Source organism: Leclercia sp. GLN_9, assembly GCF_043105735.1.
Classification (GTDB): domain Bacteria; phylum Pseudomonadota; class Gammaproteobacteria; order Enterobacterales; family Enterobacteriaceae; genus Enterobacter; species Enterobacter adecarboxylatus.
In genome coordinates, this window is record NZ_JBICLV010000016.1 from 63,183 (window position 1) to 81,275 (window position 18,093).

17 protein-coding genes are annotated in these 18,093 nt (G+C 59.3%); 10 read left to right on the top strand and 7 right to left on the bottom strand.

Annotated features, from left to right (window positions below):
- Window positions 1-15 precede the first annotated feature (15 nt).
- From kdpE to kdpF, 6 genes are read right to left on the bottom strand one after another with little or no spacing between them, the layout of a single operon-like run.
- A complete protein-coding gene (gene kdpE, locus ACF8PE_RS10225) occupies window positions 16-693 on the bottom strand; it encodes a two-component system response regulator KdpE (protein ID WP_032617062.1) in 678 nt (225 codons plus the stop codon).
- Window positions 690-3,365 carry a two-component system sensor histidine kinase KdpD gene (gene kdpD, locus ACF8PE_RS10230; protein ID WP_392494815.1) on the bottom strand — a complete coding sequence of 892 codons (2,676 nt, stop codon included), beginning with the start codon at window positions 3,363-3,365 and terminating at the stop codon, window positions 690-692. Before kdpD ends, kdpE begins: the two co-directional genes overlap by 4 nt.
- Complete coding sequence (gene kdpC, locus ACF8PE_RS10235; RefSeq protein WP_032617064.1) at window positions 3,366-3,941, bottom strand: potassium-transporting ATPase subunit KdpC; 576 nt, start codon at window positions 3,939-3,941, stop codon at window positions 3,366-3,368.
- A 12-nt stretch (window positions 3,942-3,953) separates the two neighbouring features.
- Window positions 3,954-6,002 carry a potassium-transporting ATPase subunit KdpB gene (gene kdpB, locus ACF8PE_RS10240; protein ID WP_059308505.1) on the bottom strand — a complete coding sequence of 683 codons (2,049 nt, stop codon included), beginning with the start codon at window positions 6,000-6,002 and terminating at the stop codon, window positions 3,954-3,956.
- Window positions 6,003-6,020: 18 nt separating this feature from the next.
- Entirely contained in the window at window positions 6,021-7,700 is a 1,680-nt protein-coding gene (gene kdpA, locus ACF8PE_RS10245) for a potassium-transporting ATPase subunit KdpA (RefSeq protein ID WP_392494816.1), read from the bottom strand.
- Complete coding sequence (kdpF, locus tag ACF8PE_RS10250; protein WP_071886481.1) at window positions 7,700-7,789, bottom strand: K(+)-transporting ATPase subunit F; 90 nt, start codon at window positions 7,787-7,789, stop codon at window positions 7,700-7,702. The genes kdpA and kdpF overlap by 1 nt, the downstream gene beginning before the upstream one ends.
- 308 nt (window positions 7,790-8,097) lie before the next feature.
- Between kdpF and ACF8PE_RS10255 the strand changes: the two genes are divergently transcribed.
- From ACF8PE_RS10255 to nei, 10 genes are all read left to right on the top strand, one after another.
- A complete protein-coding gene (locus tag ACF8PE_RS10255; RefSeq protein WP_032617134.1) occupies window positions 8,098-8,304 on the top strand; it encodes a YbfA family protein in 207 nt (68 codons plus the stop codon).
- Between the two features lie 592 nt (window positions 8,305-8,896).
- Window positions 8,897-10,309 carry a deoxyribodipyrimidine photo-lyase gene (phrB, locus tag ACF8PE_RS10260; protein ID WP_336994768.1) on the top strand — a complete coding sequence of 471 codons (1,413 nt, stop codon included), beginning with the start codon at window positions 8,897-8,899 and terminating at the stop codon, window positions 10,307-10,309.
- A 10-nt stretch (window positions 10,310-10,319) separates the two neighbouring features.
- A complete protein-coding gene (locus tag ACF8PE_RS10265; RefSeq protein WP_077227898.1) occupies window positions 10,320-11,063 on the top strand; it encodes a type 2 GTP cyclohydrolase I in 744 nt (247 codons plus the stop codon).
- A gap of 14 nt (window positions 11,064-11,077) precedes the next feature.
- On the top strand, window positions 11,078-11,734 hold the full coding sequence (gene pxpB, locus ACF8PE_RS10270) for a 5-oxoprolinase subunit PxpB (RefSeq protein ID WP_032617070.1): 657 nt from the start codon (window positions 11,078-11,080) through the stop codon (window positions 11,732-11,734).
- Window positions 11,728-12,660: a 5-oxoprolinase subunit PxpC gene (pxpC, locus tag ACF8PE_RS10275; RefSeq protein WP_392494817.1), complete on the top strand. Its 933-nt coding sequence runs from the start codon at window positions 11,728-11,730 to the stop codon at window positions 12,658-12,660. Before pxpB ends, pxpC begins: the two co-directional genes overlap by 7 nt.
- Window positions 12,650-13,384: a 5-oxoprolinase subunit PxpA gene (gene pxpA, locus ACF8PE_RS10280; protein WP_392494832.1), complete on the top strand. Its 735-nt coding sequence runs from the start codon at window positions 12,650-12,652 to the stop codon at window positions 13,382-13,384. Before pxpC ends, pxpA begins: the two co-directional genes overlap by 11 nt.
- 35 nt (window positions 13,385-13,419) lie before the next feature.
- On the top strand, window positions 13,420-14,130 hold the full coding sequence (locus ACF8PE_RS10285) for a DUF969 domain-containing protein (protein WP_032617073.1): 711 nt from the start codon (window positions 13,420-13,422) through the stop codon (window positions 14,128-14,130).
- Window positions 14,127-15,122 carry a DUF979 domain-containing protein gene (locus tag ACF8PE_RS10290; RefSeq protein ID WP_032617074.1) on the top strand — a complete coding sequence of 332 codons (996 nt, stop codon included), beginning with the start codon at window positions 14,127-14,129 and terminating at the stop codon, window positions 15,120-15,122. The genes ACF8PE_RS10285 and ACF8PE_RS10290 overlap by 4 nt, the downstream gene beginning before the upstream one ends.
- 9 nt (window positions 15,123-15,131) lie before the next feature.
- On the top strand, window positions 15,132-15,776 hold the full coding sequence (gene pcp / locus ACF8PE_RS10295) for a pyroglutamyl-peptidase I (protein WP_032617075.1): 645 nt from the start codon (window positions 15,132-15,134) through the stop codon (window positions 15,774-15,776).
- A 14-nt stretch (window positions 15,777-15,790) separates the two neighbouring features.
- The gene (gene nei, locus ACF8PE_RS10300) at window positions 15,791-16,582 is read left to right on the top strand and encodes an endonuclease VIII (protein ID WP_392494818.1); all 792 of its coding nucleotides are present in this window, start codon (window positions 15,791-15,793) and stop codon (window positions 16,580-16,582) included.
- A 110-nt stretch (window positions 16,583-16,692) separates the two neighbouring features.
- Here the strand turns inward: nei and ACF8PE_RS10305 are convergent, their stop codons facing one another.
- Window positions 16,693-17,979 carry a citrate synthase gene (locus ACF8PE_RS10305; protein ID WP_032617078.1) on the bottom strand — a complete coding sequence of 429 codons (1,287 nt, stop codon included), beginning with the start codon at window positions 17,977-17,979 and terminating at the stop codon, window positions 16,693-16,695.
- Between the last annotated feature and the right edge of the window lie 114 nt (window positions 17,980-18,093).

The window sequence follows — 18,093 nt, forward strand, 5'->3', positions numbered from 1 at the left end:
CCGTTTTGCTTTCTCTCAAAGCATAAACCGATAGCCAATGCCGGTTTCGGTTAACAGGTGGCGCGGGCGCGCGGGATCCACTTCGAGCTTCTGCCGAAGGTGGCCCATATAGATGCGCAGATAGTGACTATGCTCCACCGCATTCGGCCCCCAGACCTGGCTTAACAGCTGGCGCTGGGTGAGCACTTTGCCATGATTGTTGAGCAGGACCGCCAGCAGGCGGAACTCGATAGGGGTCAGATGGATTTCTGCCTCTCCCCGCTGAATGCGTCGTGACGCCAGATCGACGCGAATATCAGAGAAGGTGTACACCGGGTCGACAGGAGAGGTGGTTGCGTGGCGGCGCAGGGCAACGCGCAGCCGCGCCTGCAGTTCGCCAATGCCAAACGGCTTGCTGAGATAATCGTCGGCACCGGCATCGAGCGCGGCGATTTTGTCGGTCTCTTCCAGACGCGCCGAGAGCACAATGATGGGCATCTGGCTCCACTGGCGCACTTCCCGGATAAAGTCGAGGCCGTCGCCGTCGGGCAGGCCCAGATCGAGGATCACCAGATCCGGTTTGCGGGTCGCGGCTTCAATCAGGCCCCGCTGCAACGTCCCGGCATCGTGTACGCGCAGCCCTTCACCTTCCAGCGCGGCGCGCAGAAAACGGCTGATAGCGAGTTCATCTTCAACAATCAGGACGTTAATCACAAATCCTCTGGCAATTCATTCAGTTCGGGTGGCGTATCGCGCGGCAGTGTAACACAGAATCTGGCCCCCCCTTCAGGGCGGTTATGGGCCGTGATGGTGCCGCCGTGTACCTCAACAATCGCCTGGCAGATGGCCAGCCCCAGCCCGACGCCGGGAATGGCCGACTCCTTATTACCCCGGGCGAACTTATCAAAGATAGCCTGTTCCTGACCCGCCGGGATGCCGGGGCCAGTATCCCACACCTCCAGTTGGAGCTGTTCCGGGGTGACGCTGGCATGAATGCCGATCTGCGCTCTGCGGCCCGCGTATTTGCCAGCGTTCTCCAGCAGGTTAATCAACACCCGCTCGAACAAAGGACCATCCACGTAGATTAACGCCAGGGGATCGGGCATATCGAGCGCGATATGTCGCCCACCCAGCCCCGGCTCCAGCGTTTTTAAGGCACTGCCGATCACCTCTTCCAGCGTCAGCCACTCTTTTTTCAGGTTAAAACCGCCGGACTGGATCCGCGCCATGTCCAGCAGGTTATTCACCAGCCGGGTGGTATTCAGCACGTGCTGGCGGATCTCACTGGCCTGCGGGGCATGGCGGGAGCCTTCTGCCGCCAGGTCGAGGGTCAAAATTTCCGACTGGCCGAACAGCACCGTCAGCGGCGTGCGCAGGTCATGGGAGAGTGCCGCCAGCAGCGAATTGCGAATGCTCTCCCGCTCACTGGCTAACCGCGCCTGCTCTTCGCTGGCGGTCAGGGCCAGCCGCTCAAGGGCATTGGCGACCAGCAGGGTAAAGGTCTCCAGCAGGCGCTGCTGCTCGGGGATCATCAGCTGGCGCAGGTTAGACGGCTCAACGATCGCCACCCCCTGATGCTGGAGCGGCAGGATAAGGTAGGGCACCCCAGGCAGGGTGTCGGTGCCTGCCCCGGCGGGCTGGCCCTTGTCAAAGCTCCAGCGGGCAATGGCCTCATCCCAGGGCGTCATTCCCGAGACCGGGGTCAATGGGCGCAGCGCGCCCTCGCGATCCGGGCTCAGGATCAGGCTGCGGGCGTGAAAGGTCGAGTGAATAAACTGCTGGCTGGTGTGGGCGATATCCTGCGGCGTGCGGCCCACCGCCAGCGCCTTCGACATCTCATACAGATGGCGGGTGCGCTGCTCGCGGTAGCGGGCGATCCGCGCCTGATAGCGCACCCCCGCCGTCAGGTTACCGATCAGCAAGCCCACCGCCAGCATTACGGCGAAGGTCAGCACGTACTGCACATCCGATACCGCCAGGGTACCGCGTGGGGCGATGAAAAAGAGATCGAAGCTGACCACGTTGATTACCGTCGCCAGGACCGAGGGCCAGCGGCCATAAAACAGCGCCACGATCACCACCCCAAGCAGGTAGATCATCACCAGGTTGGCGGCATCAAAGTCGGGTAGCCACTGGTTGGCAATAAAGGTGATCAGGGCGCACAGCAATACCGCCACCAGACAACCGCGCAGCTGGATGCGCCATTTTTCGGTGAACGTCCGGTTATCCGGCGTTTTTGCGGGCAGGGCGGCGGGCTTGTCGTCAAGGGCGACGATCAACAGGTCGAGGTCGGGCGCGCGCTGCGCCAGCCTGTCGGCAAAGGTGTCCCGGTTGAACCACCGGCGATGAGAACGCCTGCCGATGACAATTTTGCCCAGGTTATGCTCCCGGGCGTAGCGCAGGATGGCTTTATCTTCCGCCTGTTCGGCCAGGGTGGCGGTTTCGGCCCCCAGCTCCTGCGCCAGACGCAGGGCGCTGAGAATGGCGCGGCGCTGATTCTCCGGCAGACGGTGCAGCTGCGGCGTCTCGACGTAGACAGCGTGCCAGACGCTGCCGAACTTCGCAGCCAGACGCGCGGCGGTGCGCACCAGTTTCTCGTTACCGCTGCCGTGGCCGATGCAGAGCAGGATGGCGTCGCGGGTATGCCACACCTTCTCCTCGCCCTGACGGTCGCGCCAGGCCCGCATCTGATCGTCCACCCGGTCGGCGGTACGGCGCAGGGCCAGCTCGCGCAGGGCGATCAAATTGCCTTTACGGAAGAAGTGCTCGATTGCCCGCTCGGCCTGCCCGGCGATGTAAACCTTACCTTCGTGCAAGCGCTGGCGCAGATCGTCCGGGGGCAGATCCACCAGCACCACTTCATCTGCCGCGTCGAAGAAGGGATCCGGGACCGTCTCCCGCACCTGGATGCCAGTGACGCCGCTGACTACATCATTCAGGCTTTCCAGATGCTGCACGTTGACGGTGGTAAAGACATCAATGCCCGCTTCCAGCAGCTCTTCAACGTCCTGCCAGCGTTTAGGGTGACGCGAGCCGGGGGCGTTGCTGTGCGCCAGTTCGTCCATCAGGATCAATGCCGGACGGCGGGCGAGGGCGGCGTCCAGATCGAATTCCGTCACCAGACGACCACGATGATGAATACGCCGGGAAGGCTGGGTCGCCAGCCCGGCCAGCAGGGCGGCGGTCTCCTGGCGACCGTGGGTTTCCGCCACGCCGATCAAAATATCAAGCCCCTGGGCGCGCAGACGCTGCGCTTCACTGAGCATGGCGAAGGTCTTGCCGACCCCCGCGCAGGCGCCGAAAAAGATTTTCAGCTTGCCGCGATGGGGGGTGGCAGCCTGCTCCAGCAGTTTGTCCGGGTCCGGGCGCTGAGGCTCGTCGATCATTTAGTTTTTCCTTAGTGCGTCCAGCGCCAGATTCAATTCAACAATGTTGACCACCGTGCCGCCCATCGCGCTGAACAGCGGTTTTTGCGTATGTTCGGCCACCAGCTGGCTGAGCTGCGCAGGCGTGAGCTGACGCGCCTGTGCCACGCGGGGGATCTGCCAGGCGACGGCCTGCGGCGTCAGACTGTAGTCCAGCCCGCTACCGGAGGCGGTCACCAGCTCCACCGGCACCGCCTGGCTGGCCTGCGGGTTGGCGACGCGTAATGCCGCTATGCGGGCGCGAACGGCATTATCCAGTTCAGGATTGCTGCCTGCCAGGTTACTGCCGCCTGAGGCCAGCGGATTATACGGGCTTTCTGCCGTGGCAGAAGGACGACCGTGAAAGTATCCCGGCGCGGTAAAGTCTTGTCCAATCAGACGTGAGCCGCGGATCTCCCCCTCCTGACGGATAAGGGATCCGTTGGCCTGGTCGGCAAACCACCACTGACCCAGGGCGGTGGTGACCAGCGGGTAAACGCCGCCGGTGACCAGGGCCAGCAGAATAAACAACAGTATAGCGGGACGTAACATAGCCATTTGATTTTCCTCTTAAACCAGCCCGAACAGCGTAAGCACCAGGTCAATGGCTTTAATGCCGATAAAAGGCACCACCAGCCCACCCAGACCGTAAATCCACAGATTGCGGCGCAGCATGGCGGCGGCGGTGAGCGGCTTGTAGCTCACCCCCTTCAGCGCCAGCGGGATCAGAAAGACAATGATCAGCGCGTTAAAGATCACCGCGCTCAGGATTGCCGAGGCGGGGGAGTGCAGATGCATCACGTTCAGGGCGTTTAGCTGCGGATAGGTCGCCGCAAATGCCGCCGGGATGATGGCGAAATATTTCGCCACGTCGTTGGCGATACTGAAAGTGGTCAGGGAGCCGCGGGTCATCAGCATCTGTTTGCCGATATGCACCACCTCAATCAGCTTGGTCGGGTTGGAGTCAAGGTCGACCATGTTGCCCGCCTCTTTTGCCGCCTGGGTACCGGAGTTCATCGCCACCGCCACATCTGCCTGGGCGAGCGCCGGGGCGTCGTTGGTGCCATCCCCGGTCATCGCCACCAGCCGTCCTTCGGCCTGATACTGCCGGATCAACGCCAGTTTGGCCTCTGGCGTGGCCTCGGAGAGAAAATCATCCACGCCTGCTTCGGCGGCAATGGCCGCGGCGGTCAGACGGTTATCGCCGGTGATCATCACCGTTTTAATGCCCATTTTACGCAGCTGGGCAAAACGCTCCTTGATGCCGCCTTTAACGATGTCCTTCAGGGCGATCACCCCCAGCACAGTCGAGCCTTCCGCAACCACCAGCGGCGTGGCTCCCTGACGGGCGACGTTCTCCACCAGGGTATCGACCTGCGGCGGGAAGTGACCGTTGTTGGCGGTAATGTGACGGCGAATAGCATCCACCGAGCCTTTGCGAATCAACCGATCCTGGAAGTTAATTCCGCTCATCCGTGTTTGTGCCGTAAAGGGCACAAAGGTGGCATGCAGGCTCTGTACGTCGCGCTGGCGCAGATTAAAGCGCTGTTTGGCGAGGATCACGATGCTGCGGCCTTCCGGGGTTTCATCCGCCAGTGAGGCCAGTTGGGCAGCATCGGCCAGCGTTTTCTCATCCACGCCTGGGGCAGGCAGAAACTCGGATGCCTGACGATTACCCAGGGTGATGGTGCCGGTTTTATCCAGCAGCAGCACGTCGACATCACCGGCTGCTTCTACTGCCCGGCCGCTGGTGGCAATGACGTTGGCCGCCAGCATCCGACTCATGCCCGCCACGCCGATGGCCGACAGCAGGCCGCCGATGGTGGTTGGGATCAGACAGACCAGCAGGGCAACCAGCACGGTGACGCTTACCGCCGTGCCGCCATATGACGAGAAGGGCCACAGGGTGGCAGTCGCCAGCAGGAAGACAATGGTCAGCGCCACCAGCAGAATGGTCAGGGCAATTTCGTTCGGGGTTTTGCGCCGCTGCGCGCCTTCCACCATGGCGATCATCCTGTCGAGGAAGGTCTCACCGGGGTTAACACTGCACTGGATCACCAGCCAGTCTGAAAGAATGCGCGTCCCGCCGGTGACCGAGGCAAAGTCGCCGCCGGACTCACGGATCACCGGCGCGGATTCGCCGGTGATGGCGCTCTCATCCACCGAGGCACCCCCTTCGATCACCTCCCCGTCGCAGGGGATAATGTCTCCGGCCTCTACCAGCACGATGTCGCCTTTGCGCAGCGTATCCGCCGGAACCTTGTCCGTTGCGGCACCGTACCGGGCTTCGCGCAGCTTACGGGCGAAAGCCGTTTTCTGTACCCCTTTGAGGCTGTTGGCCTGCGCTTTGCTGCGTCCTTCTGCCAGGGCTTCGGCGACGTTGGCAAACAGCACGGTGAACCACAGCCACAGGCTGATCGCTGCGGTAAAGGTGGCGCTGCCTGCCAGTAATCCGCCCGCCATGGCCAGGGCCAACAGGGTGGTCAGCAGGCTGCCCAGCCAGACAATAAACATTACCGGATTGCGCCACTGCACGCGCGGGTCGACTTTTTTAACCGCATCCATCAGCGCCTGACGAACCAGCGAGGGTTCGAGCAGGGCCAGTTGCTTACGACTCATGACCAATACTCCGCAAAATCAGCGTAAAGAGAGATGTTCCGCGACCGGGCCTAAGGCGAGGGCGGGAATAAAGGTGAGGGCGCCCACCAGCAGGATGGTGCCGATCAGCAGGCCAACAAAAAGCGCGCCGTGGGTCGGGAGCGTGCCGCCAGAGGCGGGCTGGCGAGTCTTATTCACCAGCGATCCGGCGATAGCCATAACCGGTATAATCACCCCAAAGCGACCCACTAACATGCAGAACGCCAGCAGGCAGTTCCAGAATGGCGAGTTGGCGCTCAGGCCCGCGAAAGCGCTGCCGTTGTTGTTGGACGCCGACGACACCGCGTACAGCACCTCGCTGAACCCGTGGATGCCGGGGTTGAAGATGCCGCTGCGTCCGGCGTCAGTCATCAGCGCCAGTGCGGTGCCAAGCAGCACCAGCGTCGGGGTGACGAGGATCGCCAGCGCGGTCAGCTTCATCTCCCGCACGTCGATTTTCTTGCCCAAATATTCCGGGGTGCGGCCAATCATCAACCCGGCGATAAACACCGCCAGCAGCACAAACAGCAGCATGCCGTACAGACCCGATCCGACGCCGCCAAACACCACTTCACCAATCTGCATCAGCCACAGCGGGATCATCCCGCCCAGCGCGGTGAAAGAGTCGTGCATGGCGTTAACCGCCCCGCAGGAGGCCGCAGTCGTGACCACGGCGTACAGGCTGCTGGCAAGAATGCCAAAGCGGCTCTCTTTGCCCTCCATATTGCTGTTGCTGTCTGCCCCCAGCAGCATGAAGTGGCTGTTGCCTTGCCATTCCGCCCACATCACCAGCGCTGCGCAGATCGCAAAGATGATGGACATGGTCCAGAGGATCGCGTGCCCCTGGCGACGCTCGCTGACCGCCTCGCCAAAGGCAAAGCACAGCGCGGCGGGGATCAGGAAGATCGCCAGCATCTGCACGACGTTCGTCAGTGCCGTGGGGTTCTCAAACGGATGTGCAGAGTTCGCATTGAAGAAGCCGCCCCCGTTGGTGCCAAGTATTTTTATCGCCTCCTGCGAGGCCACCGGCCCCATCGGCAGCAGCTGCTTTGCCCCCTCCAGCGAGGTGAAGGGCTGATAAGGCAGCAGGTTTTGCAACCCCCCCTGCTGGATAAACAGCAAGGCGATGACCAGCGACAGCGGCAGCAACACCCACAGGGTGATGCGGGTCAGGTCGACCCAGGCGTTGCCGAGTGTGGTGACATTCTGGCGAGCAAAGGCGCGGATGAGGGCAAAAATTACCGCAATGCCGCTGGCGGCCGAAAGGAAATTTTGTACCGTCAGGCCCGCCATCTGGCTGAAATAGCTCAGGGTGGTCTCTCCGGCATAGGACTGCCAGTTGGTATTACTGACAAAGCTGACCGCAGTGTTCAGCGCCAGATACCAGGAGAGGCCCGGAAGCTGCTGAGGATTAAGCGGCAGATAACCCTGTAGCATCAGCATGGCGAACAGCACCGCCAGACCCACCCCATTCAGCAACAGGATCGCCAGCAGATAGTGACGCCAGTCCATCTCGCCGGTGCGGATCCCGAGCATTCGCAGTAACCCGGCGTCAAGGGCTTGCACCCCCGGCAACGGCAGGCCGTTGATCATCCGCGCCAGCCACATCCCCAGCGGGCGGGCGAGCACCAGGAGCACCAGCAGAAAGCCGGCAATAAGCAGAAATCCTTGTGCGGCCATCAGAATGCCTCCGCGTTCAACAGGGCATAAATCAGATACCCCAGTAACAGGAACACCAGCACGATGCCCGCGATTACACCTGCACTCACAATTCACCTCCGGGTGACATTAGTCTTGGTGCAAAGGCTAAAATTTCGGGCGCAAAGATTTCGCAAAAATCGGAGGGGGAGGTGTAAAAAAAGTATAAAGAGGGATAAGACCCTAATTTAACTAATGGTTAGTATAAATTTAACTTTTATGTAACTTAATTACGGTATGAATTGTAAAGTACCTTCTTATTCACCAAAAAAGTGGTCGGATGAGTAGTAAAATTACAACCAAAGCGTTATTATTTTCCTCAGTTAAGCAATTTCAATTTTCCGGAGAGGGTTTCCGGCCAGAAAAAGGGGAGAAAATGATGGAATCTTACAAAGCGTATCCGGCACATATCGTTTTTATTCGCCGCACTTTCGCTGTTTTAGCGGGTGTTCTGGCGTTACCAGTGATGCTTTTCTGGAAAGAGCGTTCTCGTTTTTATAGCTATCTGCATCGCGTCTGGGCTAAAACCAGCGATAAACCGGTGTGGATGGATCAGGCCGAAAAAGCCATTTGTGATTTTTATTAAGCATTCAGAAAGACTACACACAGCACTTGCACCAACAAAAAACCGCCACAGCAATGTGGCGGTTTTTTTTATCCCTCGGGATTCGCGGTCCGTTGGGTGGAGCTATCAGGCTCTTCCAGAGAAGACTATCTTATCCTTAACCGCTCTCAGGGGAAATGTAATCAATCTAAATGAATTCGGAAAGGCCTGTGGCGGTCTGCCTATGAGCCAGGATGTTACTATGATGTGTCGTCCCTTTCTGCCATCTCGCACATGGGCATCGGTCCCGGGAAAGGTGCATTCACAACCGTAAATCAGGATCTTCCAGAGCTTGTGTCTGCCGGATTATCACCGGTGGTGAACGGTGGAGCGGTTTATATGCAGGGACCGCATAATGAAACGCTATCTTTGTATTGCGTTCATTGTTACCAGCGTATTCGTGGTAAGAAGTGACGAGTCTGTCGTATCCGTTGCCCTTACCGCGTACATGCAGGACAAATAGCGTTAAGGCCGCCATCAGGGCGGCCTTTTTTATTCCAATATGGCTACACTTGTTAAAGCGAAGTATCCTCGGTGACTTGTAGATGTTACAGACGATAATCACTGGAGTGTTATGGCCACCCATCTGGTCTGGTTTCGCGCCGATCTGCGCATCCACGACAACCTGGCGCTTGCCGCCGCCTGTCGCAACAAAAATGCCCGCGTACTGGCGCTTTTCATCGCTACGCCGCAACAGTGGCAGCAGCACGCGATGGCACAGCGCCAGGCCGCGTTTCTTCACGCCCATCTCAACGGCTTACAGCAGCAGCTGGCCGATAAAGGCATTCCGCTGCTGTACGCTCAGGTCGATGATTTTGCGGCACAAGCAGAGAAAGTGGCGCAGATTTGCGCCGAGCATGACGTCACCCAACTTTTTTATAACTATCAGTACGAACTGAACGAGCAACAGCGCGATCGCCAGCTGGAGCGCGCGCTGGAGGACGTGACGTGTCAGGGATTTGATGACAGCGTTATCCTGCCTCCCGGCAGCGTCATGACCGGTAATCACGAGATGTACAAAGTGTTTACGCCCTTCAAAAACGCCTGGCTGCGGCGACTGAAAGAGGGGCTACCTGAGTGTGCGGCGGCACCTGCCGGGCGCGAGGGCGAAAAAGTTACGCTGGAGACGCTGGAGTTCGACTACCCGCAGCAGGCGTTCGATGCAGACCTGTTTCCGGCGAGCGAGAAAGAGGCGATTGCCCGGCTGCGCCAGTTCTGCCAGCAGAGCGCGGGCGACTACGAGACACAGCGTGATTTCCCGGCTATCGAAGGCACCAGCCGTCTCTCCGCCTGTCTGGCACTGGGGGTGCTTTCCCCCCGCCAGTGCCTGCACAGATTGCTCGCCGAGCAACCCCAGGCCCTGGAAGGCGGCCCGGGTTCGGTATGGCTAAATGAACTGATCTGGCGAGAGTTTTATCGCCACCTGATGACGTATCACCCTGATTTGTGTAAATATCGACCCTTCATTCGTTGGACTGATAACGTTCAGTGGCAGGCAGACGAGACTCAGTTGCGGGCCTGGCAATATGGACAGACCGGCTACCCGATCGTCGATGCCGCCATGCGCCAGATGAATGAAACAGGCTGGATGCATAACCGCCTACGTATGATTACCGCCAGTTTTCTGGTGAAAGATCTGCTGATCGACTGGCGAGCCGGGGAACGTTACTTTATTTCGCAGTTGATTGATGGCGACCTGGCCGCCAACAACGGCGGCTGGCAGTGGGCGGCGTCAACCGGCACCGACGCGGCCCCTTATTTTCGTATTTTTAACCCGACAACCCAGGGGCAGAAGTTCGATTCCGACGGCGTGTTTATCCGCCGCTGGCTGCCGGAGCTGGCCGCCGTGCCGGACAAGGCCATCCATGACCCCTGGACCTGGGCAGACAAGCAGGGGATCACCCTCGATTATCCGCGCCCGGTTGTCGATCATAAACAGGCGCGCGTAGCCACGCTGGCAGCGTATGAAGCCGCCCGAAAAGCGTAAGGGAGCAACAATGAAAAACAGTGAACTGGAAAAACTGATTAACGACAAGCTGAACAGCAGCAGCTTTAGTGACTATGCGCCGAACGGCCTGCAGGTAGAAGGGCGTGAGCAGGTGCAGAAGATTGTAACCGGGGTGACCGCAAGTCAGGCGCTGATCGATGAAGCAGTGCGCCAGAAAGCCGATGCGGTAATTGTCCACCACGGCTATTTCTGGAAAGGCGAATCCCCGGTGATCCGCGGTATGAAGCGCAATCGCCTGAAAACGCTGTTGGAAAACGACATCAACCTCTACGGCTGGCATCTGCCGCTGGACGCTCACCCGCAGCTGGGGAACAACGCCCAGCTGGCGGCGCTGCTCGGCATTACCGTCATGGGCGAAATCGAGCCGCTGGTGCCCTGGGGCGAGCTATCCATGCCGGTACCGGGCCTGGAACTGGCCTCCTGGATTGAAGCCCGTCTGGGGCGTCGTCCGCTGTGGAGCGGCGACACCGGGCCGGACAACGTACAGCGCGTCGCCTGGTGTACTGGCGGCGGGCAGAGCTTTATTGACAGCGCGGCGCGCTTTGGCGTCGATGCCTTTATTACCGGCGAAGTGTCGGAGCAAACCATTCACTCTGCCCGGGAGCAGGGGCTGCATTTTTATGCCGCGGGACACCATGCCACGGAACGCGGCGGCATCCGTGCCCTCAGCGAATGGTTGACGGAAACGACTGACCTGGATGTCACCTTTGTGGATATCCCTAATCCAGCCTGATGAGAGGTGTATAAGTGCAGCGAGCACGTTGTTATCTGTTAGGCGAAACCGCCGTAGTGCTGGAACTGGAGCCGCCGGTCACGCTGGCGACGCAAAAACGGATCTGGCGCCTGACCCAGCGGCTGGGGGAGATCCCCGAAGTGGTGGAAGCCATTCCGGGGATGAATAACATCACCGTGGTGTTGCGCAATCCTCACTCGCTGGCGCTGGATGCGATTGAGCGTCTGCAGCGCTGGTGGGAGGAGAGCGAGGCGCTGGAACCTGAGTCCCGCAATATCGACATTCCCGTCGTCTATGGCACCGCAGCAGGCCCCGATCTGGGCGAGGTGGCCCGGCACGCCGGGCTGACCGAGAAACAGGTCGTGGAGCTTCACGCCTCCGTTGATTATGTGGTCTGGTTTTTAGGTTTTCAGCCGGGCTTTCCTTATTTGGGCGGGTTGCCCGAGCAGCTGGCGACGCCGCGCCGGGATGAGCCCCGGCTGCTGGTTCCGGCTGGCTCGGTGGGGATTGGCGGGGCGCAAACCGGCATTTATCCGTTAGCCACCCCTGGCGGCTGGCAGCTGATTGGACACACTCCGCTGCCGCTGTTTGATCCCCATCGTGACGAGCCGGTGCTGTTGCGACCGGGCGATACCGTGCGGTTTATCCCGCAGAAGGAGGGGGTATGCTAAAAATTATTCGCGCAGGGTTATATACCTCGGTGCAGGATGGCGGACGTATCGGTTTTCGTCAGTCAGGGATCAGCTACTGTGGCGCGCTGGATAAACCGGCATTACAGATCGGCAATCTGCTGGTGGGGAATGACCCGGACGATGCTGCGCTGGAGATCACCCTCGGGCAGTGTACTTTCGAATTTGAGCAAGACGGCTGGTTCGCCCTGACCGGGGCGGGCTGCGACGCCCACCTTGACGGCGCAGCGGTCTGGACCGGCTGGCGTCTGCCGGTGAAAGCCGGGCAACAGCTCACCCTGAATCGTCCCCGCCGTGGCATGCGCAGCTATCTGGCGATTGCGGGCGGTATCGACGTGCCATCGGTCATGAACTCTCTCAGCACCGACCTGAAAGTGGGGCTGGGTGGTCACGAGGGACGCCTGCTGAAAGATGGCGATCGCCTGGCCGTTCGGCCTGGCGCGCGGGCGTTCATCGAAGCCCAGGGGGTAAAACAACTGCTGTGGGATAACCGCGTGCGCATCTTGCCGGGGCCGGAGTATCACGAGTTTGATAAGGCCTCGCAGGATGCACTCTGGCGCCTGCCGTGGCAGCTCAGCCCGCAAAGTAACCGTATGGGGTATCGCCTGCAGGGGCAGAAGCTGGTGCGCAATACCGAGCGTGAAATGCTGTCGCACGGTCTGCTGCCGGGCGTCATTCAGGTGCCGCACAACGGGCAGCCGATCGTGCTGATGAACGATGCGCAGACCACCGGGGGGTATCCACGGATCGCCTGCATCATCGAGGCCGATATGTACCACCTGGCACAGGCCCCACTCGGGCAGCCGATCCACTTTGTCCCCTGTACGCTGGAAGAGGCGCTCGACGCGCGGCGGATCCAGAAGCAATACATCGAACAAATGGCATGGAGGTTACATGATCGCGATTGATTTAAATGCTGATTTAGGCGAAGGCTGCGGCAGCGATGCTGCGCTGTTAAAGCTGGTATCGTCTGCGAACATTGCCTGCGGCTTTCACGCTGGTGATGCCCGGACCATGCTGGCCTGCGTGCGTGAGGCGCTGACAAACGGCGTGGCCATTGGGGCGCACCCCAGCTTCCCGGACCGGGAAAACTTTGGCCGCACGGCCATGACCCTGCCGCCGGATACGGTCTACGCGCAAATGCTGTACCAGATTGGCGCCCTGGCGGCGATTGTTCGCGCCGAAGGGGGGCAGCTGCGTCATGTGAAACCGCACGGCATGCTCTATAACCAGGCGGCAAAAGATCGTGAGCTGGCCGATGCCATTGCCCGTGCTACCGTTACCATCGACCCGGATTTAATTCTGGTGGGGCTGGCGGGCAGCGAGCTGATCCGGGCGGGGACGCGCTTTGGCCTGATTACACGCGAGGAGGTTTTTGCCGATCGGGGTTATCAGGCTGACGGCAGCCTGGTGCCGCGCACCCAGGCCGGAGCGCTGATCGCTGATGAAGATCAGGCCCTGGCGCAAACCCTGGAGATGCTCCAGCACGGACGGGTGAAAAGTATTACCGGTGAATGGGCAACCGTGCACGCGCAGACGGTGTGCATCCACGGTGACGGGGAACACGCGCTGGCCTTTGCCCGTCGCCTGCGTACAGAATTTGAAGCAAATAATATAAAAATCAGTGCATAACGCACATTTGCAAACACAACAACAGGAAAGAGAACATGGCAGAGACGCTATCCCTCTGGCCACTCATCGGTATCGCGGTGATTGTGGTCGGGTTTCTTTTACGCTTTAACCCGGTGCTGGTGGTCATTGTCGCCGGGATCGTCACCGGCCTTGCGGCGCATATGCCGATTGCCACCATTCTGGAAAAACTGGGTGAAGGGTTCCTGAATACCCGCAACCTGCCCTTTATCCTGCTGATCCCGCTGGCGGTTATCGGCCTGCTGGAGCGTCACGGCCTGAAAGAGCGGGCGCAGGCGTGGATCGCGAAGATCCACAGCGCCACCGCCGGTCGTCTGCTGATCGTCTATCTGTTTGTCCGCGAAGCCTCGGCGGCGATGGGGCTGACCAGTCTCGGCGGTCACCCGCAGATGGTGCGCCCTTTGCTGGCACCGATGGCGGAAGGGGCAGCAGAGAAGAAGTATGGCGAACTGCCGGGCGCGGTGCGTTATCGCCTGCGGGCGATGTCGGCGGCCACCGATAACGTCGGGCTGTTCTTTGGCGAAGATATCTTTGTCGCCTTTGGCGCCATCATCTTTATGCATAACTTTATGCTCGAATCCGGCGGGATCCAGACGGAACCGCTGCATATTGCCCTGTGGGGGATCCCGACCGCGCTCTGCGCCTTTGCGATCCACGCGACCCGCCTGTACCGCCTGGATAAGCATCTGGAGCGTGAGCTGGCCAAAGTGCAGGGAGAAGTGAAATGAATTTCCAGCAAAGTTATCTCTACTGGCTGGCAGGGCTGATCCTGCTGATCGTGGCGCTGATGTCGTTTCGCGATAAAGCCAACCCGCGACGCATCACAACCGGCCTGTTCTGGGGCATTTACGGTCTGCTGTTCCTGCTCGGCACCTGGACTTACGATCTGGTGGGTGACAAGCGAACCGTTCATATCGCGGTAGGGGTGGCGGTTGTCGTGCTGGCGCTGATTGCCGGTTTTGGTGGCGTGCGTCTGGGCAGCTATCACCAGCGCACGGCGGAAGAGCGTGAGAGCAGCGCGAAGCGTCTGGGTAATCGCCTGTTCTTACCGGCGCTGGCCATTCCGGTAGTGACGGTGGTGGGCGTGCTGATGTTTAACCACATTCCGGGCCTCCAGGAAACCCTGTTCGGGCCGGGCAACCACGCAACGCTGGTGACGCTCTTCTCGATGACGGTCGGTTCGCTGATAGGTCTGGCGATGGCGATCAAAATGACCCACGAAAACGTGCATCAGCCGCTGCAGGAGGCTCGCCGTCTGCTCGACTCCATCGGTTGGGCCTTTATTCTGCCGCAGATCCTCGCCACCCTTGGCCTGCTGTTTACCGCCGCCGGGGTCGGGGAGGGGATTTCGTATCTTACCCAGACGTATCTGGCGGTCGATAGCCGGTTTATCGCGGTGGCGGTCTATGCCATCGGTATGGCGCTCCTGACCATGGTGATGGGTAACGCCTTTGCCGCTTTCCCGATTGTCACGGCCGGGATCGGCATTCCGATTCTGGTGTTGCAGCACGGCGGCAACCCGGCGGTGATGGCGGCGATTGGCATGTTCTCCGGCTACTGCGGTACGCTGATGACGCCAATGGCAGCCAACTTCAACATTGTGCCCGCCGCCCTGCTGGAGTTGCCGGATAAAAATGCGGTTATCAAAGCGCAGGTGCCTACCGGGGTGCTGCTGCTGATTGCCAATGTTTTCCTGCTCTACTTCCTGATGTTCCTGTAAGGAGAAATGATGCAAACCGTATTAATCACGGGATTTGAACCCTTTGGCGGCGAAACCGTTAACCCGTCATGGGAAGTGGTAAAGCTGCTGGATGGGACCATTATTGACGACTGCCGCGTAGTGGCGCGGCAGTTGCCCTGCGTGTTCGGCGAGTCGTTAGAAGTTCTGAATGCGGCCATTGATGCCCTGCAGCCGTCAGTAGTGCTGGCGATAGGCCAGGCCGGTGGGCGCGTGGATGTGACGGTGGAACGGGTGGCGATCAACGTCGATGATGCCCGTATCCCGGATAACCGTGGGCAGCAGCCGGTGGACGTTGCTATCGTACCGGATGGTCCGGCGGCCTGGTTTAGCACCCTGCCGATCAAAGCGATGGTGGCGGCGCTCCGCGAGGCCGGTATTCCTGCTTCGGTTTCGCAAACGGCTGGCACATTCGTCTGCAACCATGTGATGTATGGCGTGCTGCACAAGCTGGCGGACTGGCCGGAAGTAAAAGGCGGATTTATCCATATTCCTTACCTGCCCGAGCAGGCCGCGGCGCATCCTGGCGCCCCGAGCATGGCCGCGCAAACCGTGAAGCAGGCGCTGGAGATTGCCATTACGGTGGCGTTGCGACAAGCGCACGACATCAAGGTGGTTGGCGGCGCAACGCACTAACACAGGACATTACGATGCCAGAAGGACCGGAGATCCGCCGCGCGGCGGACAGCCTTGAGGCGGCGATAAAAGGCAAACCGCTCACCGACGTGTGGTTTGCTTTTCCTCAGCTAAAACCCTTTGAATCCCGGCTTATCGGGGAAAGGGTTACGCATGTGGAGACGCGGGGCAAAACGCTTCTTACCCACTTCTCTAACCAGCTGACGCTCTACAGCCATAACCAGCTTTACGGCGTCTGGCGGGTGGTGGAAACCGGCCAGGAGCCGCAGACCACGCGGGTGCTGCGCGTTAAGTTACAGACCGCCGAGAAAACCATCCTGCTTTACAGCGCTTCGGATATCGAGATGCTGATGCCGGAGCAGCTTGCCACCCATTCCTTCCTGCAGCGGGTGGGGCCGGATGTGCTGGATTTAAGCCTAACGGCAGAAGATGTCAAAGCGCGGTTACTATCAGCAAAATTCCGCAATCGCCAGTTCTCCGGGCTATTGCTGGATCAGGCGTTTCTGGCGGGGTTAGGGAATTATCTGCGGGTCGAGATCCTGTGGGAGGTAGGGCTGGCACCCCAGCACAAGGCGTCACAGCTAACTGACCTACAGCTCGACGTGCTGGCGCACGCGCTGTTGGCGATCCCGCGCCTGTCGTACAACACTCGCGGCGTGGTGAATGACAATAAGCATCACGGGGCGTTATTCCGTTTTAAGGTGTTTCATCGCGCAGGGAAAAAGTGTGAACGGTGCGGCGGGAAGATAGAGAAGACCACGCTCTCTTCACGACCCTTTTACTGGTGCCCTGGGTGCCAGGTATAAAAGCCGGGTGGCGAAGGTAAAAATAAAACGGTAACCCTTGGGTTACCGTTTTTTATTTTGCATCCTCTCCCTGTAAGAGAGGGGGAGGGCATCAGGCTGCCCTCATGCGTTTAGCGTTTGGTGATCGCCGTTTCGAAATTACGCTGCTCGTAGCCGGTGTACAGCTGACGTGGACGCGCAATTTTCATCCCTTCGGTGTGCATTTCGTTCCAGTGCGCAATCCAGCCCACGGTACGCGCCATCGCGAAGATCACGGTAAACATGGAAGACGGAATACCCATCGCTTTCAGGATGATACCGGAGTAGAAGTCGACGTTCGGGTAGAGTTTCTTCTCGATGAAGTACGGGTCGTTCAGCGCGATGTGTTCCAGCTCCATCGCCACCTGCAGCAGGTCATCTTTAGTGCCCAGCTCTTTCAGCACTTCATGGCAGGTTTCACGCATCACGGTTGCACGCGGATCGTAGTTTTTGTAAACACGGTGACCGAAGCCCATCAGACGGAAGGAGTCATTCTTGTCTTTCGCGCGACGCACGAACTCAGGAATGTGCTCAACGGAGCTGATCTCTTCCAGCATCTTCAGTGCCGCTTCGTTCGCGCCGCCGTGTGCCGGTCCCCACAGGGAGGCAATACCTGCTGCGATACAGGCGAACGGGTTGGCGCCAGAGGAGCCAGCGGTACGCACGGTAGAGGTGGAGGCGTTCTGCTCGTGGTCAGCGTGCAGGATCAGAATACGATCCATGGCGCGTTCCAGAACTGGGTTCACTTCATACTCTTCACACGGCGTGGCGAACATCATGCGCAGGAAGTTACCGGCGTAGGAGAGGTCGTTGCGTGGATAAACAAACGGCTGTCCGATGGAGTATTTGTAACACATCGCAGCCATGGTTGGCATTTTGGACAGCAGACGGAATGCAGCGATATCGCGATGACGCTGATTATTTACATCCAGCGAGTCATGGTAGAACGCAGCCAGCGCACCGGTGATCCCACACATGACCGCCATCGGATGGGAATCACGACGGAACGCATGGAACAGACGGGTGATCTGCTCATGAATCATGGTGTGGCGGGTAACGGTGGTTTTGAACTCATCGTACTGTTCCTGAGTCGGCTTTTCGCCGTTCAACAGGATGTAGCACACTTCCAGATAGTTGGATTCAGTGGCTAACTGATCGATGGGGAAACCGCGGTGCAGCAGGATACCTTCGTCACCGTCGATATAGGTGATTTTGGATTCGCAAGATGCGGTGGAGGTAAAACCAGGGTCAAAGGTAAACATACCTTTTGAACCAAGACTACGGATATCAATAACATCCTGACCGAGCGTGCCTTTTAGCACATCCAGTTCGATAGCATCATCACCATTCAGGGTGATTTTTGCCTTAGTATCAGCCATTTACGGTCTCCTTAGCGCCTTATTGCTTAAGACTGCCCTTAACCGGATTTGCATTCAGCTGATTTATCATTGTTACCAGTTTGTTATTTGGCTCGCCGCTCAGCTCACGAGGAG